This window comes from Pelobacter seleniigenes DSM 18267 (assembly GCF_000711225.1).
GTDB classification, from domain to species: Bacteria; Desulfobacterota; Desulfuromonadia; order Desulfuromonadales; family Geopsychrobacteraceae; genus Seleniibacterium; species Seleniibacterium seleniigenes.
In genome coordinates this window covers 2,755,559-2,780,716 of record NZ_JOMG01000002.1, presented here as the reverse complement: position 1 = coordinate 2,780,716, position 25,158 = coordinate 2,755,559, and the positions used below count along the sequence as shown (strand labels likewise).

The 25,158-nt window shown below is 53.4% G+C and carries 26 protein-coding genes, 1 pseudogene and 1 riboswitch; of the genes and pseudogenes, 23 read left to right on the top strand and 4 right to left on the bottom strand.

What is annotated here, in order from left to right; all coding sequences use genetic code 11:
- Nucleotides 1-31 precede the first annotated feature (31 nt).
- The 4 genes from N909_RS0115595 to N909_RS0115575 all read left to right on the top strand — a co-directional run bounded on the left by N909_RS0115595 (nucleotide 32) and on the right by N909_RS0115575 (nucleotide 4,489).
- Nucleotides 32-346, top strand: coding sequence for a BON domain-containing protein (locus tag N909_RS0115595; RefSeq protein WP_029916768.1), 315 nt, complete (start codon nucleotides 32-34; stop codon nucleotides 344-346).
- 31 nt (nucleotides 347-377) lie between these two features.
- On the top strand, nucleotides 378-1,907 hold the full coding sequence (locus tag N909_RS0115590; RefSeq protein ID WP_029916766.1) for a B12-binding domain-containing radical SAM protein: 1,530 nt from the start codon (nucleotides 378-380) through the stop codon (nucleotides 1,905-1,907).
- Between the two features lie 16 nt (nucleotides 1,908-1,923).
- Nucleotides 1,924-2,214 (top strand): sll1863 family stress response protein, encoded by a 291-nt coding sequence (locus tag N909_RS0115585; protein ID WP_029916764.1) that lies wholly within the window; start codon nucleotides 1,924-1,926, stop codon nucleotides 2,212-2,214.
- Between the two features lie 688 nt (nucleotides 2,215-2,902).
- On the top strand, nucleotides 2,903-4,489 hold the full coding sequence (locus N909_RS0115575; protein WP_029916760.1) for an OmpA family protein: 1,587 nt from the start codon (nucleotides 2,903-2,905) through the stop codon (nucleotides 4,487-4,489).
- A gap of 186 nt (nucleotides 4,490-4,675) precedes the next feature.
- Here N909_RS0115575 and N909_RS0115570 read toward each other — a convergent pair whose 3' ends face one another.
- Nucleotides 4,676-5,485 carry a transglutaminase-like domain-containing protein gene (locus N909_RS0115570; RefSeq protein ID WP_029916758.1) on the bottom strand — a complete coding sequence of 270 codons (810 nt, stop codon included), beginning with the start codon at nucleotides 5,483-5,485 and terminating at the stop codon, nucleotides 4,676-4,678.
- A gap of 249 nt (nucleotides 5,486-5,734) precedes the next feature.
- Nucleotides 5,735-5,926: pseudogene (locus N909_RS26580) on the bottom strand (IS30 family transposase); the annotation flags it as partial.
- A 431-nt stretch (nucleotides 5,927-6,357) separates the two neighbouring features.
- Here N909_RS26580 and N909_RS0115560 point away from each other — a divergent pair.
- The 4 genes from N909_RS0115560 (at nucleotide 6,358) to N909_RS0115545 (ending at nucleotide 8,952) form a co-directional block, all read left to right on the top strand.
- A complete protein-coding gene (locus N909_RS0115560; RefSeq protein WP_029916756.1) occupies nucleotides 6,358-7,128 on the top strand; it encodes a TSUP family transporter in 771 nt (256 codons plus the stop codon).
- 338 nt (nucleotides 7,129-7,466) lie between these two features.
- Nucleotides 7,467-7,655, top strand: a complete 189-nt coding sequence (locus N909_RS0115555; protein ID WP_029916754.1) for a hypothetical protein — start codon at nucleotides 7,467-7,469, stop codon at nucleotides 7,653-7,655.
- 71 nt (nucleotides 7,656-7,726) lie between these two features.
- Entirely contained in the window at nucleotides 7,727-8,116 is a 390-nt protein-coding gene (locus tag N909_RS0115550; protein WP_029916752.1) for an AEC family transporter, read from the top strand.
- A gap of 347 nt (nucleotides 8,117-8,463) precedes the next feature.
- Nucleotides 8,464-8,952, top strand: a complete 489-nt coding sequence (locus N909_RS0115545; RefSeq protein WP_029916750.1) for a hypothetical protein — start codon at nucleotides 8,464-8,466, stop codon at nucleotides 8,950-8,952.
- A 47-nt stretch (nucleotides 8,953-8,999) separates the two neighbouring features.
- Here N909_RS0115545 and N909_RS0115540 read toward each other — a convergent pair whose 3' ends face one another.
- A complete protein-coding gene (locus N909_RS0115540) occupies nucleotides 9,000-9,911 on the bottom strand; it encodes an AEC family transporter (protein WP_155005954.1) in 912 nt (303 codons plus the stop codon).
- A gap of 327 nt (nucleotides 9,912-10,238) precedes the next feature.
- Here N909_RS0115540 and N909_RS0115535 point away from each other — a divergent pair, with 327 nt between their 5' ends.
- Together N909_RS0115535 and N909_RS0115530 are read left to right on the top strand one after the other, a co-directional pair.
- Complete coding sequence (locus N909_RS0115535) at nucleotides 10,239-10,820, top strand: sterol desaturase family protein (protein WP_029916746.1); 582 nt, start codon at nucleotides 10,239-10,241, stop codon at nucleotides 10,818-10,820.
- Between the two features lie 125 nt (nucleotides 10,821-10,945).
- Nucleotides 10,946-11,293 carry a DsrE family protein gene (locus N909_RS0115530; protein WP_029916745.1) on the top strand — a complete coding sequence of 116 codons (348 nt, stop codon included), beginning with the start codon at nucleotides 10,946-10,948 and terminating at the stop codon, nucleotides 11,291-11,293.
- Nucleotides 11,294-11,410: 117 nt separating this feature from the next.
- On the opposite strand, the gene N909_RS24770 is transcribed toward N909_RS0115530, so the two are convergent.
- Nucleotides 11,411-13,450, bottom strand: coding sequence for a methyl-accepting chemotaxis protein (locus tag N909_RS24770; RefSeq protein ID WP_051689815.1), 2,040 nt, complete (start codon nucleotides 13,448-13,450; stop codon nucleotides 11,411-11,413).
- A 193-nt stretch (nucleotides 13,451-13,643) separates the two neighbouring features.
- Nucleotides 13,644-13,718: riboswitch (cyclic di-GMP riboswitch) on the bottom strand.
- A gap of 242 nt (nucleotides 13,719-13,960) precedes the next feature.
- On the opposite strand from N909_RS24770, the gene N909_RS0115515 reads away from it, so the two are divergent.
- The 13 genes from N909_RS0115515 (at nucleotide 13,961) to N909_RS0115455 (ending at nucleotide 25,033) form a co-directional block, all read left to right on the top strand.
- Nucleotides 13,961-14,767 (top strand): DODA-type extradiol aromatic ring-opening family dioxygenase, encoded by an 807-nt coding sequence (locus N909_RS0115515; protein WP_029916740.1) that lies wholly within the window; start codon nucleotides 13,961-13,963, stop codon nucleotides 14,765-14,767.
- A 128-nt stretch (nucleotides 14,768-14,895) separates the two neighbouring features.
- Entirely contained in the window at nucleotides 14,896-15,393 is a 498-nt protein-coding gene (locus N909_RS0115510; RefSeq protein WP_029916739.1) for a TspO/MBR family protein, read from the top strand.
- A 110-nt stretch (nucleotides 15,394-15,503) separates the two neighbouring features.
- Nucleotides 15,504-15,776, top strand: coding sequence for a hypothetical protein (locus N909_RS0115505; protein ID WP_029916737.1), 273 nt, complete (start codon nucleotides 15,504-15,506; stop codon nucleotides 15,774-15,776).
- A gap of 216 nt (nucleotides 15,777-15,992) precedes the next feature.
- The gene (locus N909_RS0115500; protein ID WP_029916734.1) at nucleotides 15,993-16,352 is read left to right on the top strand and encodes a VanZ family protein; all 360 of its coding nucleotides are present in this window, start codon (nucleotides 15,993-15,995) and stop codon (nucleotides 16,350-16,352) included.
- Nucleotides 16,349-16,654: a putative quinol monooxygenase gene (locus tag N909_RS0115495; protein WP_029916732.1), complete on the top strand. Its 306-nt coding sequence runs from the start codon at nucleotides 16,349-16,351 to the stop codon at nucleotides 16,652-16,654. The genes N909_RS0115500 and N909_RS0115495 overlap by 4 nt, the downstream gene beginning before the upstream one ends.
- Nucleotides 16,655-16,787: 133 nt before the next feature.
- Complete coding sequence (locus N909_RS0115490; protein WP_029916729.1) at nucleotides 16,788-17,564, top strand: sulfite exporter TauE/SafE family protein; 777 nt, start codon at nucleotides 16,788-16,790, stop codon at nucleotides 17,562-17,564.
- Nucleotides 17,565-17,729: 165 nt separating this feature from the next.
- On the top strand, nucleotides 17,730-19,112 hold the full coding sequence (locus tag N909_RS0115485; protein ID WP_029916727.1) for a TrkH family potassium uptake protein: 1,383 nt from the start codon (nucleotides 17,730-17,732) through the stop codon (nucleotides 19,110-19,112).
- A 105-nt stretch (nucleotides 19,113-19,217) separates the two neighbouring features.
- The gene (locus tag N909_RS0115480; protein WP_029916725.1) at nucleotides 19,218-19,874 is read left to right on the top strand and encodes a potassium channel family protein; all 657 of its coding nucleotides are present in this window, start codon (nucleotides 19,218-19,220) and stop codon (nucleotides 19,872-19,874) included.
- Nucleotides 19,875-20,205: 331 nt separating this feature from the next.
- The gene (locus N909_RS0115475) at nucleotides 20,206-21,168 is read left to right on the top strand and encodes a tripartite tricarboxylate transporter substrate binding protein (protein ID WP_029916723.1); all 963 of its coding nucleotides are present in this window, start codon (nucleotides 20,206-20,208) and stop codon (nucleotides 21,166-21,168) included.
- Between the two features lie 63 nt (nucleotides 21,169-21,231).
- Nucleotides 21,232-21,699 carry a tripartite tricarboxylate transporter TctB family protein gene (locus N909_RS0115470; RefSeq protein WP_029916721.1) on the top strand — a complete coding sequence of 156 codons (468 nt, stop codon included), beginning with the start codon at nucleotides 21,232-21,234 and terminating at the stop codon, nucleotides 21,697-21,699.
- On the top strand, nucleotides 21,689-23,206 hold the full coding sequence (locus N909_RS0115465) for a tripartite tricarboxylate transporter permease (RefSeq protein ID WP_051689814.1): 1,518 nt from the start codon (nucleotides 21,689-21,691) through the stop codon (nucleotides 23,204-23,206). Before N909_RS0115470 ends, N909_RS0115465 begins: the two co-directional genes overlap by 11 nt.
- 237 nt (nucleotides 23,207-23,443) lie before the next feature.
- Complete coding sequence (locus N909_RS0115460; RefSeq protein ID WP_029916717.1) at nucleotides 23,444-24,451, top strand: 4Fe-4S binding protein; 1,008 nt, start codon at nucleotides 23,444-23,446, stop codon at nucleotides 24,449-24,451.
- A 213-nt stretch (nucleotides 24,452-24,664) separates the two neighbouring features.
- On the top strand, nucleotides 24,665-25,033 hold the full coding sequence (locus N909_RS0115455; RefSeq protein ID WP_029916716.1) for a DUF423 domain-containing protein: 369 nt from the start codon (nucleotides 24,665-24,667) through the stop codon (nucleotides 25,031-25,033).
- The last annotated feature ends 125 nt before the right edge of the window (nucleotides 25,034-25,158 follow it).

Here is a 25,158-nt window from a genome sequence, read left to right as displayed (position 1 = left end):
AGAATAACACACACATCGAAAGGAAACCGCCATGTTTAAGATGAATCGCATAATGACAATCCTGGCCTGTCTGTTGCTGATCGCGTCCCTCAGCGGATGTTCAGCCACTAGGACAAGAGAAAGTACCGGCCAGTATATCGACAACTCAGTGATCACTTCCAAAGTAAAAGCCGCCATCTTTGACGAACCGACCTTGAAAAGCATGCAGATCAATGTTGAATCTTTCAAAGGCGAAGTCCAGTTAAGCGGTTTTGTCGATTCAGCCCAGAGCGTCAAAAAAGCCGGCGAAGTCGCTCGTAGCGTTGAAGGGGTTGTCTCGGTGAAAAACGACCTGGTTGTCAAATAATGCCGGTGTTCGGCCTGACGAGGACGTCCCAATGAAAATACTTCTGGTCTATCCACATTATCCCGCCACCTTCTGGAGCTTTCGCTACGCCATGAAATTCATCAACCGCAAGGCGAGTTTCCCGCCTCTGGGGTTGTTGACCGTAGCGGCAATGCTGCCCGAATCCTGGGAAAAGCGGTTGATTGATATGAACGTGACCTCTCTCACCGCCGAAGACCTAAGTTGGGCCGATTATGTCTTCATCAGTGCAATGAGCATCCAGCGGCAGTCGGCCCATGACGTGATCGAGCAATGCCGCAGGCTGGAAGTGAAAACCGTCGCCGGAGGACCGCTGTTCACCTCGTGTCCGGAGGATTTCCCCGCAGTCGACCACCTGGTGCTGGGAGAGGCTGAAATATCCCTGCCTTTGTTCCTGGCGGATCTAGGCCGTGCCGTCCCCCGGCGGATCTATTCTGCCGAGGGTTGGGCACAACTGCAAGAGACCCCGGTTCCGCTTTGGGATCTGGTGAAGATGAAGGATTACGCGGCTATGAATATCCAGTACGGCCGAGGTTGCCCTTTCGACTGTGAATTCTGCGACATTACCGCGCTGTTCGGTCGCAAGCCACGCAGCAAAGGTCCGGCCCAACTGGTCGCCGAACTGGAGAGTCTTTATGTGCGCGGCTGGCATGGGGCAGTCTTTTTCGTCGATGATAACTTCATTGGTGACAAGGCTCGCTTGAAACGTGAAGTTCTGCCCCTGATCATTGACTGGATGGCAGAGCGCGACTATCCATTCTATTTTTATACCGAGGCATCTATCGATCTCGCCGATGATCCCCAACTGCTGGAACTGATGGTCCGGGCCGGGTTCGAAGAGGTCTTCATCGGCATTGAAACGCCGCATGAGGGGGGTCTCGTCGAGTGCGGCAAAGTGCAGAACAAGAACCGTGATCTGCTGGCTTCTGTAAAGCGCATTCAGCAGACCGGACTGCAGGTGCATGGCGGCTTTATCGTCGGTTTCGACAGCGATCCGGCAACAATCTTCGAACGCCAGATCGGTTTCATCCAGGAGAGCGGCATCGTTACCGCCATGGTTGGGGTGCTCTCCGCCCTGCGCGGGACCAAACTCTATCAGCGCCTGGAACACGAAGGAAGACTGCTGAAGGCCTCGTCCGGTGACAACACCGCCATTGATCTCAATTTCATCCCCCGCATGCGGCCGGAGGTTCTCATCGCCGGCTATCAGCGCATCCTCACCACCATCTACGCCCCCAAGCTCTATTATCAGCGGGTCATCAATCTCTTTCGCGAGTACCAACCCCGTCCTCAGGGGCGCTATCGTCTGCAGCCCGGGTATATCGGGGCATTTTTCAAGTCGATACTGCTGATGGGTGTGCTCGGCAAGGAACGGCGGCATTACTGGAAACTCATTTGCTGGTCGCTCTGCAAAAAACCACGCCTCTTCCCGCTGGCCATCACCTACGCGGTCTACGGCTATCACTTCCGTAAGGTGACAGAACAGATCATGGTGAATGGCATGTTCAACGACCAGGTTGCCTGGGAGAAAACGGTGAAATAAGCGAATGGAGATTGCCATGAAGAGTCCGCGAACCAAGTACGTCGAAAAGCTCTCGGCACAAATAGTCGAATGGGACGTGCAGATCGAACAACTCAAAGACCAGGCCGAAAACGCCACGGCTGAGGAACGATTTGCCCATTCCACAACCATCGCGGCCTTGCAGCTGAAGAGGGATCAGGCGTCGGAAAAACTGCAGGGAATCGCCCTGGCCAGTGATGATGACTGGGAAGACATGAAAAACGGAGCGGAACAGATCTGGGACGAGGTCAAAAAACTTTTGAGAGGCGCTATCAAAAAGAGCGGCTAAACAAGCGACTCATCCGCTGGTATCAGCATGGTCGATAGCTACGCTACCCGGCTGGTGGTTGCCCAAACCTTTGCCAATGCCATCCAGGAGCCATCCAGGAACAGGCATTGAAAGTGATCGCTACCAACGCTTAGGAAGGCCGGCTTGCAGTGACCTCTCCAAGGTTGGTGCGCCCATCAAATCCGGCGGTTATGCTGTATGTGACGGCTGGTTCTGACAGTTATTTCCAGCCCCTCTGCAAACGTTCTTCCATTACCCAATAAATACCACCTGTTGTACGCCCCCTTCTGCGCAGATCCATTTGGGCATGCTTGTTGCGGTATAACAGGGTTGAGCGTAATCAGATATTCCAGAATTTTTTCTCATCCGTGAATACAGAGCAGCCCCTCCGCTGTCCAGCTCAATCAAACCGCAAATGCTCAAGCGTCCACAAGCGATTCAGGGAAACCTGCAGTGGAAAGCGAAGCAAGAAAAGGAGTTTATGATAGTGACGACTTACACAATGTTGTGGCTTTGGCCGTTGCTGGCCGTGCTGCAGATGGTCTTGCAGATACGAACTCAAACTGGCCAGAAAATCATCTGCAGGTCCCATCCTCATGTCAGCATGAGGCACCGCTGAAAGGAACAATCCTGGTTCAAGAAGGTTCTTTAATTTCGACATTTTTATTGACAGAAAAAGGAGTAGCATATGCACAAAATTTGGTTGAATTCCGTCAAATCCCTCATTTTTTCAGGCCTGTTTTTCATGACTGCCTGCGCAGGTCCCCCCTTAAAACTTGTTCCGATTCCCGTAACAGCCAATCCTACCGAAGAAGTGGGCAAACTCCAAATCGACATTGCCAGCGCCCGGCAGCAGCAGGTCAATGTACTGGCCCCAACCTGGTTTAACAAGGCCGAATCATCCTTGGCCGAAGCGAAGAGACTTATCGCTGAAAAGGGTGATATGGGAACCATCGGCACAAATGTTTCCAAAGGCCACGCCGAAATCACCAAAGCCCTGGAGATGGCAAATATCTCCCGTACGGTCATCCCCGAAGCCATCAAGGGAAGGGACCTGGCTCGCGTCGCCGGAGCCACGACATTTGCCCAGAGCTATACAGACGCGGAGGAACAGTTCCTTGATCTGACCCGCGAAATCGAGAACAACAACGTGAATTACGCACAACGTAACGAGCAGAAAGTTGTCAATAGCTTCCGGGTTCTAGAGATCAAAGCCATCAAAGAAACCACCTTAGGGGAGGTTCGAAAACTTTTAACTCAGGCTGAGAAAGAAGGAGCCAAAAAGTTAGCACCAACGGTCTTCGCTCAAACCCAAAAAGAGCTTCAGGATGTGGATACCTATATTTCAGCAAACCCTTATGCAAAGGAGGAGATGCACCTGAAGGCTGCCGCCGCATTATTCCAGGCCAACCGCCTCCTTCAACTGACGCGACAAAGCGAGACGTTCCGCAAAATGCAGCCGATCGAGGTTGCTCTTTGGACAGAAGATGTGATTGAAAACACCTCGGAAAAACTCGGGGCACCTGACATGCGTGACCAATCCACAAAGATCCAGATTTCCAACATGATGGGAACGTCCGGCGCTCTGAAAGCCGACCGGGACTTTTTGTCTGAAAAAAGCAAAGGCCAGCAAACCAGAATTGACGGGCTGCTGATTTCCCAGCAGAATGAACTCCAGGCCCTCCGCCAGAAGCACAGCGAAGAAATTTCTGACCTCCAGTCCAAATTGGCGACAGAAGTTGGTCAAAAAGAGAGGCTTGAAATCGCAAAACGGGCTGAGCAGGAACGCCTGAAATCCGAGAAACAGGCTATCGAAGATAAATTGGCCGGTGAGCGGAAATTCAACGAACAGTACAACCAGGTTCAGGCGCTTTTTACGAGTGAAGAGGCTGAATGTTACAAACAGGGACAGCAAATGGTGGTTCGCCTTCGAGGGATGAGTTTCCCGGTTGGGCAATCGATCATCATGCCTGAAAATTACGCTCTACTGAGCAAGGTCCAACATGCGATTCGAACCTTCGATGACCCAAGTGTGACAATCGAAGGGCATACCGACTCGACTGGAACCTTGGAACTGAACAATCACCTCTCCCAGATGAGGGCTGAGGCGGTTCGCGGATACTTGCTGGCAAACGCTTTAACCACCGAGGATAAAGTGACAGCAGTCGGTTACGGTTCAAGCCGACCTCTTTCCCCCAACGCAACGACCGAGGGACGCGCTCAAAATCGCCGTATAGACTTAATAATTACCCCCAAAGGGCAACTAACCCTGTAGCTTTCGGCCCCGGGTAAGGCTAAAAAGATCACGCGTAGCGATGAAGGCAACAACCATTGACTTAGGCCGTGTCCATCAGAAAACAGCGGCCGGACACGGCCTGACTGCAGTATTGAAACAAAGTCATGAGAAGATCCCCTTATCCGGATGCCAACCGGAAAGAATCGCTCCCCCTGTCCTTTCACATCAATTTTTCACCTCATCCGCCCAGACCTTGAAACTTTTCAGGGTGTTGGCCCCAAAGGTATTGCTGATGGCGACATCCGCCGCATCGCGCCCGCGGGCGATCAGCACCCGGCCGATACAGGGCTGATTATTTCGGGGATCAAAGACATACCAGTGCCCGCCAAGGTAAGCCTCGAACCAAGCGGCGAAATCCATCATGCCGTATGGCGGTGGCATGCCGATGTCACTCAGGTAGCCGGTGCAGTAGCGTGCCGGGATATTCATGCAGCGACAGAAGGCGATGGCAAGATGGGTATAGTCCCGGCAGACGCCGGTCCGCTGATTGAAGACTTCCCAGGCCGTCTTCGTGGCGCGGGCGTGCTCATAGCCAAAGCGAATATGCTGATGAACGAAATCGCAGATCGCCTGAACACGGCCCCAGCCAGTCGGAGCCTGCTGGAAAAGTCTCCAGGCCACATCGGACAACAGATCTGTTTCACAATAGCGACTGCCCAGAAGGAACACCAGGGTCTCCTCCGGAAGCTCCTGCACCGGATGCTGAAGAGCTGAGGTCACCGCGACATCCCATTCCCCGTTATCATTCACGATCGCATCGGTGAACAGCTTGACCTCCCCTTTGGGTGCGACGATCCTGCTGCACCAGTTGCCGAACGTATCACGATAGGCCGTAACCGGAACGGATGGACTGGTCATAAGGTGGTCGGGAACAACGACATCCGAAGCGCGTGAATAATGGATGTTCAGACTCAATATCATTGGTGTTGCATGAGGACAGTCATAAATCAGTTCGTAGCCCACCCGGATTTGCATTGTTGATCTCCATCACTGTTCCCAGCGCCGCCTTGGCAAAAAAGGGAAATCCCGCAAGTTGTAAAAAGAACCGTTCCCAAACAGACACTAGCCCATTGCACAGCGACATTTATAAGTATATACCTATCTTGCTCAAGTCTATACTTGGAGGCTGCTGGAAAACAGCCTGCTGAACCTATGGATGGGTGCTCACAAACAAAAAACAGGTCATGAACTCATTGCTTTTGCAAGAGCGGGAAAAGCGCTTTTCCCCAGGCGTTTTTTCCGCGGCTTCTGGTAACGAAGATGGCGATAGGCGGCTCCTCCGTCTGGTTTGTCGCAAAGGAGGTATTGATCGCTTCACTCATGACTGAGGTGAATTCCTTCTTCGCCCTGCAACCAGTTGCTTGTTTGCTCGGGGCTCCAGTCTTCACGTAAGAGCTGCTCAACTCGCTCCCAATTTCTCAGCGAGTTGCCATCCGGAAACTCCGAAGGGCAACGGCTAAGTTTTCAGATTGGAAACGAGCAATTTTTCGTTGTGGCAAGAAAATCAAGGAGTTGCGCGGAGGCGTAGTACTTTACGACGCACAAGAAAACCCGCAGATTGGCACCGCCACAGCGGAAAAGGGCCGTTTCCGGATGAAAACCAGCTAACAGTCCACTTGTGACAGCCAATAATCTCGGCGATTTCAGTCTGATTATGCCCTGCTGCTTTCAGAGCATAAATCTGCTATCTTTTTCCCCGGGTAAGCTGCGTGGAGTGACTCATCGTGCTTCTCTGACTTTGCTCGGTGAGAAAAGCCGACGACTACAGTAGCTTAACTCATGCCCGCCAGGCTGAGTTGCACTGACAAAGTGAATCCGGGCCCTCTTACCTTGAAAGTATCTATTTTATGGATTTTGAGCTTTGGCAATATGCCGTCGTTTTTTTACTGATTGGTTTTTCCGGCTTCATTGACTCCATTGCCGGCGGCGGCGGCCTGATTTCCATTCCGACCTACATGGCGGTCGGGGTTCCTGTTGAATTCATCCTCGGCACCAATAAATGTGTCAGCTCAACCGGAACCACCTTTGCCGTTGGCAGATATATCATGAGCAAAACGATCTTTTGGAAGACCATGATCTATGCCGTTATTGCGGCCTTGATCGGTTCAGCCATTGGCGCCAGACTGTCAATCTTCATGTCGAAAAACCTGATGTTCCTGGTTCTGCTGGTTGTCATCCCGACAATCTTTTATCTCCAGGCCAGACAAAGTGGTCTGGCCAGCGAACAGCCCGCCTTGCCGCAAGCCAGTCAGATTATTCGGGTGACACTCATCGGGTTGGTGCTGGGAGGCTATGACGGCCTTTTCGGCCCTGGCACCGGGACCTTTATCCTGCTCGCCTTTATGGCCTTTTTACATATGTCCGCCAGAGAGGCCAGCGCCAATGCCCGAATCGTCAACTACGCATCCAACCTGTCGGCATTCTTCTACTTTTTGATTCAAGGCCGGATCTTCTGGCCCATTGCCTTGGTCGCGGTCGCGGGATCGATCTGTGGCAACTGGCTCGGTAGCGGTTTGGTCCTAACCAATGCGGACAGAGTCGTCAAGCCGGCCTTTCGTTTTGTTCTGATCGCTTTGCTGCTGAAATGTGGTTACGATCTGTATCTAGGCAGTTTTTGATCTGTGCCGCTGACAGAGATAACCTTTATGATGTGTCCCTGGACGTGCCGGAATTGTTAATACATGAAGAAACTAGAAGAATTCTGTAAAAGGAGGATAGATCTTTATCGATGGTGATCAGAATTCGCAACGAAGAGGGACAGGTTAAGCCGGGGTTCCGACCAACCCGGGAAATTAATCGTCAGGAAGATACAGAATTTTGAACACCACTCGTTCATGGAGAAAAAACAGACACGCTGCTTTACCATTGCTAAAAGCGCTTTAATTTGCTAACGATGCCATTACAATCTGACGTTATCGAAAAACGCTTTACTCACCCAAGCCAACTGGAGGGGCCTGTGAAAACCAGAGACCTGCTCGCCATACATGTCATGCGGGCCGTCACCGCAGCGCATCCCGAACTGTTAAAAAAACAGCTGATCAATGATGGCAGTGCTGTCGATACCGTCCTGGACATCTTCGACGAAGCCAAAGCCAAAATCAGCAAGCGCTATCCTGAAACGGATCACGATTTCGCTGATGACTGAGCGCCGCTGGCCGGGCCGGAGGATTGACCGCCGGGGCGAGCACAATGATTGCCGCCCCATGGCCTTGACCATTGCCGCTTCTGCTGATCCCGTTATCAGGATTTTTCACTGTCAAGCATGGTTTATCATCCCGGGCTGACGGTGATTCCATTGGAAAGATCACCTTCTCCTTCCTGATTCCGGCCTTGCTCTTCGCCAACATGGCACAGATGAAAATTCCGGCCAAGATGAACTGGAATTGTTTATCCGCCTATGATCTGGATGTGTTCACCATCTACCTCCTCAGTATTCGCCTGAGTTGTTTTCTGTTCGATTTCTCGGTCGCCGAGCAGAGTGTGTTCGGGATGGCCTCTTCCAATGCAACGATTGTCGGCATGCCGGTCGGGATCAACGCCGATATCTTTTCCCAAAATATATACGCTTTGTGTTGCCGTGGTGAGTACGGGGATTGTCATGAATGACGCTAGTTTAAGCACTTTCGTAGCAAACTCGGGACTGTCCCCAGGGTCATCGGGGGCTGTCCCAAGAGTTTGTGAGCCATGGAACTGTAGCGGTTAACACCGCAAAGACCTGGGACAGCCCCCGTGCGGGGACAGTCCCGGTTTTGCTGCCAGCGACTCTTAAACTAGCGCCATTCGGGATTGTCATATCAACCGTCAGCTCGATCATAAGCCTTGACCTTTATCCTGATGTGTATCCATGCCGTCATTTGAACCCCGCTGACTTGTCCATCCCTGCTTTTACGCTATAAGTTGAATAGTGCATTATTCCCGATTCAGACCGGACATCATCATACAAAGGGGAACCCATGAAAACGCAGACAGGATATTTCTTTCTCTTGAGTGGACTGGTATTTTCCCTGTGGATCGGCATTGGGCAGGGCTTTGCCACCAGCAAACAGGAACATGTACATCACCTGGCGCACAGTGTCATGCCCTTCGATATCTCAAAAACAGAGCACATCTTCCGCATGACAGAATATGGCGGCGTCCAAAAGGTCATTGCCAGAAACCCTGATGACACGGATCAGATTATCCTGATTCAACAGCATCTTCGTCACGAAGCTGCAAAATTCCAGCAGGGCGATTATTCGGACCCGGCCAAATTGCATGGTGCCGACATGCCCGGGCTCAAAGAGCTGCAAGCCGGCGCAGCAGAAGTCAAGGTTTCCTACGCCAACATTCCCGGCGGCGCTGAGATCGCCTTTGAAACAACCGATTTACAACTGCTGACTGCGCTGCATCGCTGGTTTGGGGCTCAACTGTCCGAGCATGGTCCCGACGCCAGGGCCGAGTAGACCAACACACCAGCATGTTCTTACCCTGTCAGGAGCCCTTCACAAGCTCAGCCGGTGGGCAACAGGATGATCAGCAGGGGGATCAGAAACAAGCCGATCATGGTCGAATAGGAAACGATACTCGCCGCCATGTCCCCATCCAGCCCCTCCATGGAGGAGAAAGTCAGGGTCATGATCCCGGAGGGCGCCGAAGAAAGCAGCAGGACCATGGTCCGTTGCAACCCATGCAGGTCAAACAGCAATGTACAAACCAGCCCGGCGCTCAGGCCACCCACCATCCTCAGGACAACGGCGATTGCCAACGGAGCGACACGGCAAATCCGGGCGTCAAAATAGATTCCCAGCGGAATCATCATCAACGGTGTGACCAAACCACTGAGGATGGCGATAAATTCACCGGCGACTGTCGGCAGCTGTACTTTGCCCAGGTTGAGGATAAGAGCGCCAACCAAGGCCACCAAAGGTGGGGAAGAGATAAACCTTTTCAACAAAAAAAAGACACTTTGCCCGTTTCCCCGGCCATATCTACAGGCATTGATATAGATAAAGGAGAAAGCGACTGTCGCATGGCCGAAATCGAACAGAGACGCTATGGCCATCCCCTTGGGGCCGTAAACAGACAAAGCAAAGGGATACAAAAAGCCTGTATTCATCATTACCGCGCCGATCATGAAAGCCCCCAGAGTTCGTCGTTCCAGGGTCAATCGCCTGCTGACCATCCAGGCCAGCCCGTAAATACCGAAATCGATGGCGGCGGCAGAGAGCGGAATCGCGATAAGTTCGATTGACAGTTCAAGCTTGGGAATAGCCCGTAGAAACAGCGCCGGCGCAGCAACATAAAAAAATAGTTTGAGAAACAGATCGGCATTTGCCTTGTTAAAAATGCCGCACCGGCGCAGCAGGACACCCAAGGCAAACGTCAGCAAGACCGGAGCAATTTTCACCAAAACAGGCGACATGACCAAAACCAGGGCAAGAGGTTAAGAGGAGCGGTGGATTTCCTTTGCAAATGCGGTCATAATACGCTTTTGCGTGAGGGGCCGGCCCCGCGGTTAAATTTGCCGGGAAGAGCCGAAGATCTTTTTATTTTTCTGTACGGTACCATTTAATATGCGGTTTGCAAATCAACAGCTTCATTGGTTCATCTCCCGACGCAAAAAAAACGCGCAAATAACCAGTGTACAAACGGGAAAGAGGGGCGGACCTTTGGCCTCGTGGCATCACTTGCGGCGGTATAGTGCTATAATGGTCACTGATTGCGGGAACCAGGAAAGGAACAACCACAAATGACCGGCATCTTTACGTCCCTGATGGCTTTCATTCAAAAAATATCGCGGACTCCTGCTAATTACTGGGGAGAGTTTATTATCGACATTCCCTTGGCTATTTTCCTCTTTTATGAAGGGCTTCATCTTGGCAACATAACCCCGGCAGCTGTCCTGCTCACCACTCTGGCCGGGCTGCTTTTTTTCAGCCTGCTGGAATATATTGTTCATCGGCGGGTGTTTCACGGTTCAATCATGTTCATCGTCAAGAGTCACCAATTACATCATGAGATCCCCTTGGGCTATGACGGAGTCCCTTTTTTTCTTCCAGCCCTGCTCCTGACTCTATTGATCGGGCTTTTTTCTTTGTTCCTGCCCCTGAACTACGCATTGCTCTTGGCCGCGGCCATCGATTGCGGTTATGTCTGCTATGGCCTGGGGCACTTTCTCATTCATCACCACCATTTTCGCAATCGTCTGGCCCAACGTTGGGCATCCCATCATCTGATCCATCATTTCCATCCGGATACCAACTTCGGAGTCACAACTCCGCTATGGGATAAGCTCCTGCTGACGCAATATATCCATCCCCGCAAAACCTAAAGGTCGGGTCTCCGGCAGGAAACCTGACCGAAATTGCCAAAGGGATTATTTTAGCGAACAGAAAAACGCACCGGCATGATGAGACCATACCCATTCTGGATATTTTCCTGCAAAAGGAGAGCAGCATGCAAAAGACAGCCCTGTTTGTCTTCAATGGAGACCCCATGTGTTTCATTCATGTCCTGTTAAATGCTTTGGATCTGAAAGAGCAGGGAGCGGAGGTCAAGATCGTCATTGAAGGCGCAGCGGTCAAACTGCTTCCGGAACTGGACAAGCCGGCCAACCCGTTGAACGGCCTGTGGCAGAAAACCCTTGCCACAGGGCTGGTGGACGGTGTCTGTCGGGCCTGTGCTGGAAAACTGGGCACCCTGGAGGCGGCAAAAGAACGGAACCTACCGCTGCTGGGTGCCATGTCCGGTCATCCGGCGATGTCAGCATACCTGAAAAGTGGCTATGAAATTATCACGTTTTAGTGGTAGCCATTTGTATTGATGCCCCACCAGGTTGTAAAAGGCCGGCCTGGTGAGGCATGTCTTACCGATCGCCGGGCAAAGGACGGGGCAACCGACCTGGCGGATAGCGCTTGACGGTCAGGTCAACCGCAGTTGTTTGCTCCGGCCGGTTCCATGGTTGCTGAGTCGGTTCTGATCGCGCAATCTGAAACGCATGAGCAATTGCCGCATCTGCTCAGCCTGGCTGGACAGCTCTTCTGCGGCAGCGGCGCTCTGCTCGGCGCTGGCCGTATTCTGCTGCGTCACCTGATCGACCTGCCCGAGACCGATGTTGATCTGGCTGACCCCTTGGGCTTGTTCATTGGTGGCAATGGATATTTCCCCGATCAGATCATTCACCTTGGTGATATCCGTCACGATCGCCTCGAGGGATTTCGCGGTATTTTCGGCAATGGCTACGCCGTCACCGGCTTTGGCCACCGAAGCTTCAATCATTTCCGCGGTCTCCCCGGCGGCCTTGGCGCTGCGCGCTGCAAGATTCCGCACCTCTTCCGCTACCACCGCAAAACCTTTGCCATGCTGACCGGCGCGAGCGGCCTCCACCGCAGCATTCAAGGCCAACAGATTGGTCTGGAACGCGATTTCATCGATGACCTTGATGATTTTATTGATGTTCTGGCTCGACGCATTGATCTCCGCCATGGCCAGAATCATCGCTTCCATCTGCTGATTCCCGCTTAACGCTGACTCTTTGGCCTGGGCGGAGAGCAGGTTGGCCTGGGTTGAGCTTTCCGCATTGAAGCCGGTCTGGTTACTTAATTCCTGTACCGAGCTGGAGATCTCTTCCAAAGAGCTGGCCTGTTCAGTCGCTCCCTGAGACAGGTTCTGGCTACTGTCGGCCACCTGCGCGCTGCCGGACGCAATCTGCTCTCCGGCAGTCTGGACTTGGGCCAACAGGTCGTTAAGATTGTCCACCATCTCATGCAGCGCCATCCCCAGATTGTCTTTTTCAGAGGAAATCTGCACCTCCACATCCAAATTTCCCGCAGCGATCTGCTGCGCCGCTTCGGCATTTCTGAGCAGGTTGTCCGCCATATTGTCCAAGGCCTCACCGAGTTGGCCGATCTCATCCGCCCGGTCCATATTCAGGCGCTGGCTAAAATCCCCCAAAGCGATTTCCCGAGCCAAAGCAACGCCGCGGACAATCGGTCGGGTAATGGTTTTTGTCAACAGCCCGGCTACTAAAATTCCGAACAGCAAAGCACTCCCGGTCAGCGCTTTGACCCAGTTTGAAGCATTCTCATTGGCAGCCTGCAATTTTGGGCCAAGAGTATCCTGCTGTTTTTTAATCCCCGCTTTGAGCTGCTCCGTCATGTCGGTAACCTTGGGTCCGATCTTGTCAATAGTTCCCGAGATCAGAACATTACGCTCGTTCGTGGCGGTGACGTATTTGGCAAAAGAGCTGAAATAAGCATCCTGATCAGCCTTGATTCTGCCCAACAGGCCCTGCTGTGCCTCATCGTTCACATTCCCAGCCAGACTGTCCAGCAACTGCAGAAATGTTGCCCTTTCCTGCTGGACGCGATCGACAGCGGCCTGGGTATTTTGTTCGAAAAACTTCATGACGTAGAGCCGGGCCAGCATGACATTTCTCAAACTGAGTGCGGTGTCGTAGGCGGTTCCCATATCGCCGCCCTGCTCAGCACGATGCAGCAGTTCGGTCAAGGTCTTCTCCATTTGGGGGCCGAGAATATTGAGGGTGTCTTTTTCCTGCTCATCCATTTCGGCCATCCGTTCAACTACTTTCTGGAAGGCTTCCTGGTAGGCAATCAGGTCCGCGGCAATGCTTTTGATCGTCTGTTGCCGATCAGCTTCTTCAACTTCAGTCTCCGCTCTGCTAATCAGTTCCCTGAAAGCCTGGAGATGCCATTGAAACTCCTCCAGTTCCTTTTTATCTCTCGATTTCAAGAAATTTTTGGTCGCCAGCTGAACTTCCAGCATATTGGCCTGAATGTTCCCGACCAGATTGCTCTCCCGGGCCAGATCCCGATACTCGGCAAACCCTTGTGCTGATGTGGACATGCTGCGCACACCGATCAGACCGACCCCCGATAGCAACAGCAACAGTAAACCGAAGCTTAAAAAAAGTTTTTTTGCCAGGGACAGATTTTTAAACATGGTAACTCTCCTAGTAGAAGATTGAGGATGACCAAAAGTCGCCGTTTTTATTCCGTCGCCGGAAAGCCCGCTGTGATCCCGAACCGGGGAATTCCTTTTCAGCAAAAGCACCGAGCAGCTGCCATTGTTTTCGTTCAAAACAAAAAAGCCTCTCTTCGGATGCGAAGAGAGGCTTCAGGGGCTTTGTTTCATCTTCGGCAACCCGGCTATCCTCGTGGGACCCGTAGTTTTGCGTCACCGGATTGCTCCGGCTTTGCTCTTATCGGAATTTAATTGATGTTAAAAATATTACTAAATCGGTAGTCTTGTAAACAATAATCGGAATCCGCTCCCAAAAATATTTCAAAACTTACTAGAGAATAGATAACAACCTGTTGTGACTGCTTTTTATGTGGTATTTTTAAATATACCTTTTAAGATTGCGCTAATCAAAAAAAGGAACAAAGAGCAAATGTGTAACAGGTCATTAATTGCTGACAGAGATACACCAGCCAGAAAGGAAACAACCCTATGACTGTCACCGGCAGAGGCCGTATCATTTATTTTTCCCACGGCGGCGGCCCACTCCCTATCCTGGGAGATGCCAGTCATAACGCCATGGTTAAGTTCATGAAACAATTACCGGATAATTTTAACCGGCCGGAGGCGATTCTGGTGATCAGCGCCCACTGGGAAGAGCAGCTGCCAACCCTGCTGGGTTCAGCAACCCCCAAAATGCTCTATGATTATTATGGATTCCCGGAAGAAACCTACCATATCGACTATCCGGCGCCGGGAAATCCCCCCTTGGCGGACAAAATCGTCAAGCTGTTCGCCCGGCAGAATATCCAGAGCCGGATCGATAGCGAGCGGGGTTTCGACCACGGTCTTTATATTCCCCTGCTCCTGATGTACCCCGCTGCGGAGATTCCCGCACTGCAACTCTCCCTGCGCAAAAGTTTAGATCCTGCCGAACACCTGGCCATGGGGTACGCCCTGCGGGAGTTACTGCAAGAGAATATCCTGGTCATCGGCTCCGGCTTTTCTTTTCATAACCTCAGCGCCTTTTTCCGGCAGGTTGGCAACACTGCCGACCCGGCCAACGACGCATTTCAGGATTGGTTGATTGAAACCTGCACCGGCCCGCTTCCGCAAAGGGAGCGCGAACAACGGCTGCTCCATTGGCAGCAAGCACCGTCAGCACGCTATTGTCACCCCCGGGAGGAGCACCTGCTCCCCTTGCATGTCTGTCTGGCGGCAGCAAACAGTCCTGCCGAAAAAATCTTTGATGACCGGATTGCGGGGAAAAGAGCCGTCGCTTTTCAGTGGAACAGTTAACAGCGGAGCAGCATCTCCCGATTTTTGCCTGCTCTTCGAAAAAAAACACTCGGATGATGGAAAATCACTGGCAAATCAAGGCATAATGACGTCTTAAGGATTTTTTCACCCAGACTGTGGAGGAGTTCATGCCATCCCAAACCGGACACAGTCAAATAGCAGGATTGGCTGGCTGGTTCATTGTCACTTTTCTGGCCGCCATTGTTGGCGCCGCGGCGTCCCTCCACGCCAAGGTCGTCTACATCCATCTGTTCAAACCGGCCTGGGCGCCTCCGGCCGCAGTCTTCGGCCCAGTCTGGACCTTTCTCTATCTGCTCATGGCTGTCGCGGCCTGGCTGGTCTGGCGGGTCAACGGATTTGCTGCGGCTCGGACCGCCCTGTCCCTTTATCTTGCCCAGCTTTTCGTCAACGGCTTGTGGAGCTGGCTGTTTTTTGGCTGGAAGCTGGGCGCTTTGGCCCTGGCAGACATTGCCCTGCTCTGGGTTCTGATTCTGGCAACCATCATTCGTTTCTGGAGCATTAGCCCGCTGGCCGGGATCTTACTGCTTCCGTATCTGGTCTGGGTCAGCTTTGCCTCGGTGCTGAATCATGCGGTCTGGCAGCTTAATCCGCTGATTCTTGGCTAACCCGTGGTCGGAAAAGTCCGCGCCGAGACCTTGTCAACGTTTCAAAAACGCTGGGGGAAAATGCCTTTTCTCCAGCTTATAACAAGGCGAGAAAACGGAAAGGTCGAAACATGAAAAACAGCTTACTTTTGGTCATCTTTATTTTCGCAATGTCCAGCACGGTTGCCTGGGCCGCGCCAACGGATCCGGAAAGAATCATCGTCCTCGACCCACAGACCTTTGTCAAAACGAACCAATCCATTGAAGGGACTGAAATTATCCAGCTGTTCAAGGTTACAAATGATGAGATCACCCTCGTCGACGCCATCAAGATCGATGAAAAAACCGTTAATTTCAAACCTCTGATCGAGTATCGAAAACTCACGATCGAGAAAAAAGACTAACCGGTTCATGAAAGGTCCATCCGGGAATGATTTTCAAATACAATGGGAGAAAGGTACCTCTTCTTCAGCCGATCCAAAATTATTCACCTGGAGTTTTCATCGGCAGCAGGAAAGAGGTATAATCTGCCAACCCTGCTCCGCTTCGGTTATGAACCAACAGCCGGTCGTGGAGCTTTGTTCAGGATCGCTGGCAATAACCAACGGATGCAACCCCCTATGACATTACTGACTTTTATCAAAGGCAGGTGGAAAATTTTGACCCTGTTCCTTCTGACCACCATCATCATGTTGTCTCTTTGGCCCCAGGATCAGCTCCCTCCAGTCCCCGGCAGCGACAAGGTTCATCATCTGCTCGCCTATACGGCCCTGATGTTTCCTGTTGCGCTGCGTAAACCCAGATATTGGCAACTGATCGGTGTTTTATTCATTCTGCTTAGCGGGATCATCGAGCTGATTCAACCCTATGTCCATCGTTATTGCGACTGGCGGGATTGGGCCGCCAATGTCACCGGAGTTCTTTGCGCCCTGCTTCTGGCAGCGCTATTCAATAGAAACACCAAAGGAGTTGCGTCATGATCAATGTTATTGCATCCATCCAGATCAAAGATGGCCAGAAAGACCGTTTTCTGGATATTTTCAAAGCGAATGTTCCCAATGTCCTGGCCGAAAATGGTTGCCTGGAATATGTTCCGACGGTTGATGTCGATAGCGGCTTACCTCCGCAGCAGCGGGATTCGTCCATCGTCACCATTCTGGAAAAATGGGCCAGCCTTGACGACCTCAAGGCTCACCTGGTCGCACCCCATATGCTCGCTTACCGGGAACAGGTCAAGGATCTGGTTGTTCAGTCTTCCATCAAGGTTCTGGCTGCAGCCTAACAAGCGCGGGCGGAAAATCATTGGCCTTCACCGGCAAGGAGCAAACCGCCGGTGAAGCAGAGAGGCAAATAACAAAAATACCAGGTCGGCGACTCAGACAACGTCCGGAAACCACCACGGTCAAGGCTTTAACATGGATTTGCTTCACCAGCACCTGCTGATCATTCCGGCAATTTTTCTCTTTGCCGCCTTCGTTCACGGCAGCATCGGTTTCGGCTTTCCGATGCTGGCGACACCATTGCTGGCCCTTGTCACCGACCTGCAAACCGCTATCATCCTGACCCTGCTCCCCTCTTTTATCATTAATCTGGTGAGCATCCTCAGTGAAGGCAATCTGGGCACCGCCGGCCGGCGTTACCTCCTGCTGGCGGTGTTCGCCATGCTCGGCAGCGCCTGCGGCACGCAGATTCTGATTTTCACCTCGCCCGATAAATTCAAGATCCTGCTCGCGGTGGTCATCCTGCTCTACCTGGCCGCAGGGCGGGTGAATCTGACCATTCCCTGGATTGCGGCCAATCCCGGACCGGCCAAGATTGGGTTCGGTTTTGCTGCGGGCCTGGTCGGCGGCCTGACCAATGTCATGGCGCCGGTCCTGATCATTTATTCCCTTGAAGCCAAACACTCCAGGGCAGAGACCATCCAGGCCGCAAATTCCTGCTTTCTGCTCGGCAAGATGGCCCAATTACTGATGTTCAGCCTGGCCGGGGCATATACCAGCACACAGCTGGGCCTGTCCCTGGCCATGCTGCCAGTGGTCGGCCTGACCCTGGCCGCCAGCTTTGCCCTGAAAAGGAGGATTCAGCCGGCAGCCTACAAAAACGCGTTAAAAATTCTTCTGTTCCTGCTCGCCATGGCGCTCATCGTTCAGGTCGGTAAAGCCCAACTCGCCCACAACGGGGTCTTTGGTTGACATCCGCTTCGTTTTGCGCTTGGATACCTGATCAGAGCAGCATTCCTGAAGCTTTTCAGGCAAGCCGTTACTACGCATCGGCCCCAATCCCCAGTCGATTATGGGGCTGATCTCTGCTATCACTACTGATCAAAGGCTACAGCGACTGATCCGGACAAATACTCGATGAAAACCCAAAATGAAAAGGCCCTGCTGGACCGGTTCACCCCTGCCCAGGCCTTGATGTTTTATTATGCACTGACCATTCTGCTCGGGGCCTTGCTGCTGACCACCCCCTGGGCGGCTCGCGGCAAACCGCTCTCCTTTGTCGATGCGTTGTTCACCGCCACCTCGGCGCAATGCGTCACCGGTCTCAGCGTCATCGATATCGGCACCCGCCTGAGCGGCTTCGGTCAATCCGTAGTTCTGGCGCTGATCCAGATCGGTGGGCTCGGGATCATGACCTTTTCCGTCTACCTGTTCATTTATCTGCGGGTCGGGGTCAGTATCCGCGGCCGTTGGATCATCAACGAAACCCTGCTCCATACCCCGATCAGTTCCTGGCGGGAACTGATCCGTGACGTTTTCCTGATGACCCTGATCATCGAAGCCCTGGGCACCCTGCTGTTGGCCGTGGCCTTTGTCCCCCGTCTCGGCTTCTGGCCGGGCCTCTACAGTGCCGCCTTTCATTCGGTTTCCGCATTCTGTAACGCCGGCTTTTCCCTGTTCCCGGACAGCCTGATCTCCTATCGCGCCAACCCGCTGGTTAATATCACCTTGCTGATACTGATTGTGCTGGGCGGTATCGGCTTTCTGGTGATTCGGGAACTGCTGCAGACCGGCTACAGCAAAATGAGCAGTCCGCAACGGACCGTGCGCATCTCCCTGCACACCAAAATCGTCCTGGTCACGACCATGGCACTGATCGTCGGTGGCAGCCTTGCCATCGGAATCATCGAAAACAATGCGGCCCTGGCCGGCATGCCCGTGGCGGAAAAAATCTGGACCTCCCTGTTCCAGGCGATCACTGCGCGGACCGCGGGATTCAACACCATCGATCTGAACAGTTTTGAAGTCCCAACCATTTTCCTGATCATCTTTCTGATGTTTATCGGGGCCTCCCCCGGGTCGGCCGGCGGTGGCGTCAAAACCACCAGTCTGGCCTTATTCTACGCAATTTTCTCCAGCCGGCTTAAGGGGCAACCGCATACCAGCCTGTTCCGGCGCACCATCCCGGATGATGCCATCAACAAGGCGTTCTCCTTGGTCCTGTTGGCCATCACCCTGATCGGTGTCGCTTTGTTTGCCCTGCTCATCGTGCAAACAACCGACCCGGCCCACGAGAACAAACGGCTGTTTCTCAGCTATCTGTTTGAAACCTTTTCCGCCTTCACCACCACCGGCCTCTCCCTTGGCGCGACCAACTCTCTATCCGACGCCGGAAAGGTCATTATCATTCTGCTGATGTTTGCCGGCCGGGTCGGGCTGCTGACCATGGCCTTTGCCATTGCCGGAAAAACCCGTAACTTCAGCGCCCGCTATGCGGAAGAGAACATCATGATCGGCTAGCAGTCACTGACCAACAGGCTGCAGAGCACCTGCGCGGCCTTGCCGTTGTGCAATTGTTGCCGGCAACGACCGTAATAAAAAGAGGCCCCCAGTGGAGAAGTTTTTATGAAAAAGAAATTTTGCGTCATCGGCCTCGGCCATTTCGGTTTTCATGTTGTCGGAAACCTGCATGATGCCGGTCACGAAGTGATTGCCATAGATGCGGACAAAAACAAAGTCCAGGCGGTCAAGGATATCTGTTCCTACGCGATCCTCAGTGATGCCGCCAACAAGGATTTTCTGAGCAGTCAAGGCGTGGCCGAAATGGATGCGGTGATCGTCTCCATGGGAGACCGCTCCCATCTGGCCACCCTGGTGACCCTTTACTTGAAAGAACTCAAGGTCAAACGCATCCTGGTCAAAGCCCTCAATGCAGACCATGGCCGCATCCTGGAGCGGGTCGGAGCCACCGACGTGATTTTTCCGGAAAAAGAAATGGCAAAACGCCTGGCCCACAACCTGACCAGCCCGAACATTCTGGAATTCATTCCCCTGGCCGAAGACTACTCCCTTTCGGAACTGGAGCCGCCCAAGCACTTCATCGGCAAAACCCTCAGCCAACTGGACCTGCGGAAGAAGCACCGGGTCACGGTCATTGCCATCAAAGATGTCTTGAGCGATCACTTTATCCCGGCACCACCCCCCGATTACCTGATCAAAAACAGCGATATTCTGATCCTGATCGGCAAACCGGACGATATCGACAAATCTTTCGGCAAATAGCTCCTGCGTTCGGCCATGGGCCTCCCATTAAACAGTCTGCTGCCGGCAGCAGACTGTTTATCCGTCATAAATCCCCCCATCGTTTCACTCAGCGGTATTTCTCTTGCCACCCATCCTGCCCACGCAGACGGTTTAATCTTCCGGACAGGACATCTTTAACTTGTCTTTTGTTACTAATTTTAGTATAAATGAGACACTGTTGCGGATTATGAAACAGGCAATTTTCCCCACCATTCCCCCTCGGTGGTTATGCGGGCTTTTCGTTACTTTTCGAAGGCTTTTCCAACCCGCACATTTATAACTTCATTTTGTTGTGTGCAAAGGAGCAGTTATGAAAAGAAATCTTCTGATCACCGCGCTGTTGAGTCTGCTCATCCTCATGCTGATCGGCGGGCCGGTCCTGGCCGCGTCCTTCCCAAGCAAAACCGTAACCGTTATCTGCCCCTGGTCGGCCGGAGGCGGTACCGATACGATTCTGCGCGGGCTCGCCAAACAGACCGAACCCTTTTTGGGCCAGAACATTACCGTGGTCAACAAGACCGGCGGTGGCGGTGCCATCGGTCATGGCGCCGGGATTCATGCTCGTCCCGACGGCTACACCGTGACCATGGTCACTTTTGAAATCATTTCTTTGCCCCCGCAGGGCCTGGTCCCCTTCACCTACAAAGACTATGATCTGCTGATGCGGGTCAACATGGACCCTGCCGCCATTACCGTCCCCAAGGACGCTCCCTACAACAACATCGCTGAATTTGTTGCCTATGCCAAAGCCCATCCGGGCGAAATCAAGGTCGGCCATTCCGGACCGGGTTCGGTATGGCAGATTGCCGGTGGAATCTTTGCCGAAAAAGCCGGCATCGATCTGACCTTTGTCCCTCATGACGGTGCTGCACCGGCGGTAACCGCACTGGTCGGCAAACATATTCAGGCCGTTTCCGTCAGTCCGGCTGAAGTTCAGGGACAGGTTGAAGCCGGTTCCCTGAAAATGCTGGCCGTGATGAGTGATTCGAGGCTCCCGAATTTTCCCGACGTTCCAACCATGAAAGAAGCCGGTTACGACGTCAGTTTCGGAACCTGGCGTGGACTCGCGGTTCCCAAAGGAACGCCAGCTGAGGTTAAGAAAGTTCTCCATGATGCCTTTAAGCAAGGAATGGAAAGTGAAGCGTTCCTGAAGTTTGCCAAAGATTCGGGCCTGGGCCTGGCCTACCTGCCCGCCGATGCCTGGGATAAAGATCTTGAAGTTGCCTCCACCAATGTTGCCAACACCATGAAAAAATTGGGCCTGGCCAAATAACCCTGAAGACCGCGCAAGGGGCAGAGCACACTCTGCCCCTTTCTTTCCAGGTTGCGAATAACAATGAAACGAGCTGACTTAATATTCGGATTAATCGGACTCGCCTTGACCGGGTATGTCTGGGTGGTGACGGGAGGGTTTCCAGAAGACCAGGTGGTTCAAGTCGGCCCCGCCTTCTTTCCCAGAATTCTGGCTGTCGGCCTAGGCCTGAGTAGTCTGGCCCTGATCTTTCGGGCCTATCGTCATCCCCAAGAAACTCCCCCAGAGGGCACCCGTTTCAGCATCCATGATCCTGGAATCCAACGCGCTGGCATCGCACTGGCTGCAACAATCGCCTATTGCTTTCTGCTGGAACCGTTCGGGTTCATACCGATCTCTATTATTTACCTGCTATTACTGATGCTGCTACTTCAAGAAAAGAAGTACCTGCAGATGATCGTGACAGCTGTCGCCGTTACTGGGGTTCTGTATCTGGTCTTCAGCCTGCTCCTCAATATCACCCTGCCAATGGGGTCGTTGTATGGATTTTGATCTTTTTTTAAATGGTTTTCTCAGCATTTTTCAATTAAAGCCAATGTTGATGGTCTTCCTCGGTGCCACGGGTGGGATCATGATCGGGTCATTGCCCGGGTTGACCGCCACTATGGGAGTCGCATTGCTTGTCCCTTTCACCTTTGGACTGCCCATTGGTGAAGCGATGGGAATGCTATTGGGGATCTTCAGCGGCGCAATTTACGGTGGTTCCATCTCCGCGATCCTGATCCGAACCCCGGGAACTCCAGCGGCAGCGGCGACCCTGCTGGACGGTTATCCCATGACCAAACGCGGCGAAGCCGGCCGGGCGTTAAGCATCTCGGTCTTTTCCTCTTTTATCGGCGGACTGACCGGTGCCCTGATTATGACCTTCCTGTCACCACAGATTTCCAGGGTTGCCCTTGAGTTCAGCGCCGCCGAATACTTTGCCCTGGCGATCTTCGGCCTGTCCATTATCATTTCCGTGTCCGGCGGTTCCATCATTAAAGGGATCATGGCCGGATTTTTCGGCCTGCTGATTTCCACCATCGGCTTTGATCCGGTCTCGGGCTTCCCTCGCTTTACTTTCGGTTCCATGGATCTGTTGGAGGGGCCGGCCTTCATCCCGACCCTGATCGGGCTGTTCGCCTTTTCCGAGGTATTCAAAGGGGTGGAAACCCTGGCGACCAGCAAGCAGGTAGTCAGCAGAATTACCAGTCTGCTACCGTCCTGGGCCGACATCAAGGCCACCTGGAAGGACATTCTCAAGTCGAGTGTGATGGGAACCTTCATCGGTTCAATCCCCGGAGCGGGCAGCGACATTGCCGCGTTTGTCGGCTACAGCGAGGCCAAACGTCGCTCCAAAAATCCGGAAAAATTCGGCAAAGGGGCGATTGAAGGGGTGGCTGCTGCGGAATCGGCAAACAATGCCTGCACTGGCGGAGCCATGATCCCTTTGCTGTCGCTGGGCATTCCAGGCGATGCGGTCACCGCCGTGCTGCTGGGAGCGTTCATCATCCAGGGGCTGCGCCCCGGCCCCCTGCTCTATCGCGACCATATGGATGTCGTCTACTCGGTCTTTGCCGCCATGATCATGGCCAATATCGCCATGTTTATTGTCGGCCTGCTCGGGGTGCGCTTTTTTGCCAAGATCATTTCCATTCGCAAGAGCCTGCTGCTGCCGATCATTTTCCTGCTCTCCATCGTCGGCTCCTACTCCATGCGCAACAGCCTGTTCGATATCTGGGTCGCGCTCTGCTTCGGGGTTATCGGCTATGTCCTGCAGCGGAACCGGTTCCCGGTCTCTCCCATCCTCCTGGCCCTGATCCTCGGCCCCATGGCTGAAGCCAACCTCAGACGGTCCCTGATCATCAACGACGGTTCGATTATGGCGGTCATCTCGCGCCCGATAACCGCAACCTTCCTGATCCTGGGCCTGCTCTCGCTGGTGACTTCGGTGCTGCGCCAAAACCGCATGAATCAGCGCCTTGCCGAGCTCACCGCGCAGGCGGACGATGACGACTGAACAGAACGGCACAACACGCCAGCAGCAAAACTGACCAGAGTCCCCAACAGGTTCGCTCAGTATCTTCCGTCAGTACAGCATTGCTGTTGGCGCCGCCGTAGCCACTCTCGGCTATGCCGAGCAAAAAACTTCCCTTTCAGAACAAAAAAGGGGCAAATCCCCCTACCAAAATAATCGTAAATGCAGTATGACCGGGGCTGCGATTGTTTACCCCGTCATTTTTGAGGCAGAAGACCAATGACCCGATTGTTATTTCAGCTGCGCCACAACCTGGTACTGCGGCGCAATCTTATCCAGGGCGGCTTTCTTTGCTGGTGCCTGTATCTTGGTTTTGAGTTTTCCCGTTTTGTGAATCACTACATGAGCTACGGCCAGACGCCGCGGGTGGAGCGGCCGCCGGGAGTAGAGGCCTTTCTCCCCATCGGCGCCCTGGTCAGCTTGAAGAGCTGGTTGCTCAACGGCACCTTTGACCCGGTTCACCCGGCTGCGCTGGTCCTGTTTCTGACCTTTATCGCCATGGCCCTGCTGAGCCGTAAATCCTTCTGCTCCTGGATCTGTCCGGTCGGAACCCTGTCCGAATGGCTGTGGCGCAGCCAGGAACGGCTCTCCGGCAAACGCTTCCGGTTGTGGCGCCGGGTTGATAGTGCCCTGCGCGGGCTCAAATATCTGCTGTTGTTCTTTTTTGTCAAACTGATTCTGTTCGACATGCCAGCTCCGGCCCTCAAGGGGTTTCTTTCATCCCCCTACTGGGCGCTCAGCGATGTCAAGATGTTGCACTTTTTCACCACCCCCTCACTGCTGAGCCTGATCGTGGTTCTGCTGCTGGTGGTGCTGTCCTTCTTTATCCGTCAGTTCTGGTGCCGCTACCTGTGCCCTTATGGGGCGTTGCTGGGGCTGTTCAGCTGGCCAAGTCCCTGCCGCATCACCCGGGACCCGGCGGGATGCACGAGCTGTGGCCGCTGCGACCGGGCCTGCCCGGCCTCTCTCCAGGTGTCACGCAGCCAGCGGGTGACCTCGCCGGAATGCACCGCCTGCCTGAGTTGCATCAATACCTGTCCCGAAGAGAAGGTGCTCGGGATGGGCGTCAGCGGTAGCCGGAAGCAGCTTTCCGGCTGGTCTTTTACCCTGCTGGTTCTGGCGGTGTTTGCCAGCGGCGTCGTTTGGGGGATGCTGAGCGGGCATTGGCACAGCACCCTCAGCGACCGCGATTATTTACAGCTGATTCCGTTGCTGAATCGTTTTTAAACCAGCATAGCATCGCCCGGACTGAGTGGTGCAAGCCGTAAAGCCAGGAGGCCCCGCCGCAAGTTTTTTTAAACCAGTCAGCATGACCAATCGGGGAGCAGTTTGAAGAACCAAGCACAAACCAACCTTTGTGGTAACATTGATTCTTTCGACGCAGTGGTGCCGAACCGGGGAAACCCTGGCACCATCACCTTCAGCAAGGAAAAGCCCATGATCGACAGGTTATTTTTCGCCATCGGCGCTCTTTCCGCTGGGATCTCGGTCGCGGCCGGAGCCTTCGGCGCACACGTTCTCAAGGAAAAAATTTCCCCGGAGTTGCTGACAGTCTTTGAAGTCGGCGCCCGTTACCAGATGTATCATGCCCTGGCCCTGCTGGCCACGGCCTGGGCGCTGGGCCGTTGGCCGGGGGCACTGCTTACGGCCGGCGGCTGGCTGTTTGTCGTTGGCACAGTGCTGTTTTCCGGCAGTCTGTATGCTCTCAGCCTGAGCGGAATCCGCACCCTGGGCATGATCACACCGCTAGGCGGAGTGGCCTTTCTGGCCGGCTGGCTGTGCCTGGCCATCGCGGCCTGGAAGGGCTGAAAATTTACAAAACTTTACGTATGACCGGGGCGGTTTTGCTTTCCGCTGCAAAACCAATCGTCTATACTTATAGCAGTTGTTAAAATTTTGATTATCCATTCCAAGATTGAAGGAGTTGAAACGAC

Bases quoted from the DNA above. Each gene is read 5' to 3' on its own strand.
- N909_RS0115595 (WP_029916768.1), top strand. From the start codon at position 32: ATGTTTAAGATGAATCGCATAATGACAATCCTGGCCTGTCTGTTGCTG.
- N909_RS0115590 (WP_029916766.1), top strand. From the start codon at position 378: ATGAAAATACTTCTGGTCTATCCACATTATCCCGCCACCTTCTGGAGC.
- N909_RS0115585 (WP_029916764.1), top strand. From the start codon at position 1,924: ATGAAGAGTCCGCGAACCAAGTACGTCGAAAAGCTCTCGGCACAAATA.
- N909_RS0115575 (WP_029916760.1), top strand. From the start codon at position 2,903: ATGCACAAAATTTGGTTGAATTCCGTCAAATCCCTCATTTTTTCAGGC.
- N909_RS0115570 (WP_029916758.1), bottom strand. From the start codon at position 5,485: ATGCAAATCCGGGTGGGCTACGAACTGATTTATGACTGTCCTCATGCA.
- N909_RS0115560 (WP_029916756.1), top strand. From the start codon at position 6,358: ATGGATTTTGAGCTTTGGCAATATGCCGTCGTTTTTTTACTGATTGGT.
- N909_RS0115545 (WP_029916750.1), top strand. From the start codon at position 8,464: ATGAAAACGCAGACAGGATATTTCTTTCTCTTGAGTGGACTGGTATTT.
- N909_RS0115540 (WP_155005954.1), bottom strand. From the start codon at position 9,911: ATGTCGCCTGTTTTGGTGAAAATTGCTCCGGTCTTGCTGACGTTTGCC.
- N909_RS0115535 (WP_029916746.1), top strand. From the start codon at position 10,239: ATGACCGGCATCTTTACGTCCCTGATGGCTTTCATTCAAAAAATATCG.
- N909_RS0115530 (WP_029916745.1), top strand. From the start codon at position 10,946: ATGCAAAAGACAGCCCTGTTTGTCTTCAATGGAGACCCCATGTGTTTC.
- N909_RS24770 (WP_051689815.1), bottom strand. From the start codon at position 13,450: ATGTTTAAAAATCTGTCCCTGGCAAAAAAACTTTTTTTAAGCTTCGGT.
- N909_RS0115515 (WP_029916740.1), top strand. From the start codon at position 13,961: ATGACTGTCACCGGCAGAGGCCGTATCATTTATTTTTCCCACGGCGGC.
- N909_RS0115510 (WP_029916739.1), top strand. From the start codon at position 14,896: ATGCCATCCCAAACCGGACACAGTCAAATAGCAGGATTGGCTGGCTGG.
- N909_RS0115505 (WP_029916737.1), top strand. From the start codon at position 15,504: ATGAAAAACAGCTTACTTTTGGTCATCTTTATTTTCGCAATGTCCAGC.
- N909_RS0115500 (WP_029916734.1), top strand. From the start codon at position 15,993: ATGACATTACTGACTTTTATCAAAGGCAGGTGGAAAATTTTGACCCTG.
- N909_RS0115495 (WP_029916732.1), top strand. From the start codon at position 16,349: ATGATCAATGTTATTGCATCCATCCAGATCAAAGATGGCCAGAAAGAC.
- N909_RS0115490 (WP_029916729.1), top strand. From the start codon at position 16,788: ATGGATTTGCTTCACCAGCACCTGCTGATCATTCCGGCAATTTTTCTC.
- N909_RS0115485 (WP_029916727.1), top strand. From the start codon at position 17,730: ATGAAAACCCAAAATGAAAAGGCCCTGCTGGACCGGTTCACCCCTGCC.
- N909_RS0115480 (WP_029916725.1), top strand. From the start codon at position 19,218: ATGAAAAAGAAATTTTGCGTCATCGGCCTCGGCCATTTCGGTTTTCAT.
- N909_RS0115475 (WP_029916723.1), top strand. From the start codon at position 20,206: ATGAAAAGAAATCTTCTGATCACCGCGCTGTTGAGTCTGCTCATCCTC.
- N909_RS0115470 (WP_029916721.1), top strand. From the start codon at position 21,232: ATGAAACGAGCTGACTTAATATTCGGATTAATCGGACTCGCCTTGACC.
- N909_RS0115465 (WP_051689814.1), top strand. From the start codon at position 21,689: ATGGATTTTGATCTTTTTTTAAATGGTTTTCTCAGCATTTTTCAATTA.
- N909_RS0115460 (WP_029916717.1), top strand. From the start codon at position 23,444: ATGACCCGATTGTTATTTCAGCTGCGCCACAACCTGGTACTGCGGCGC.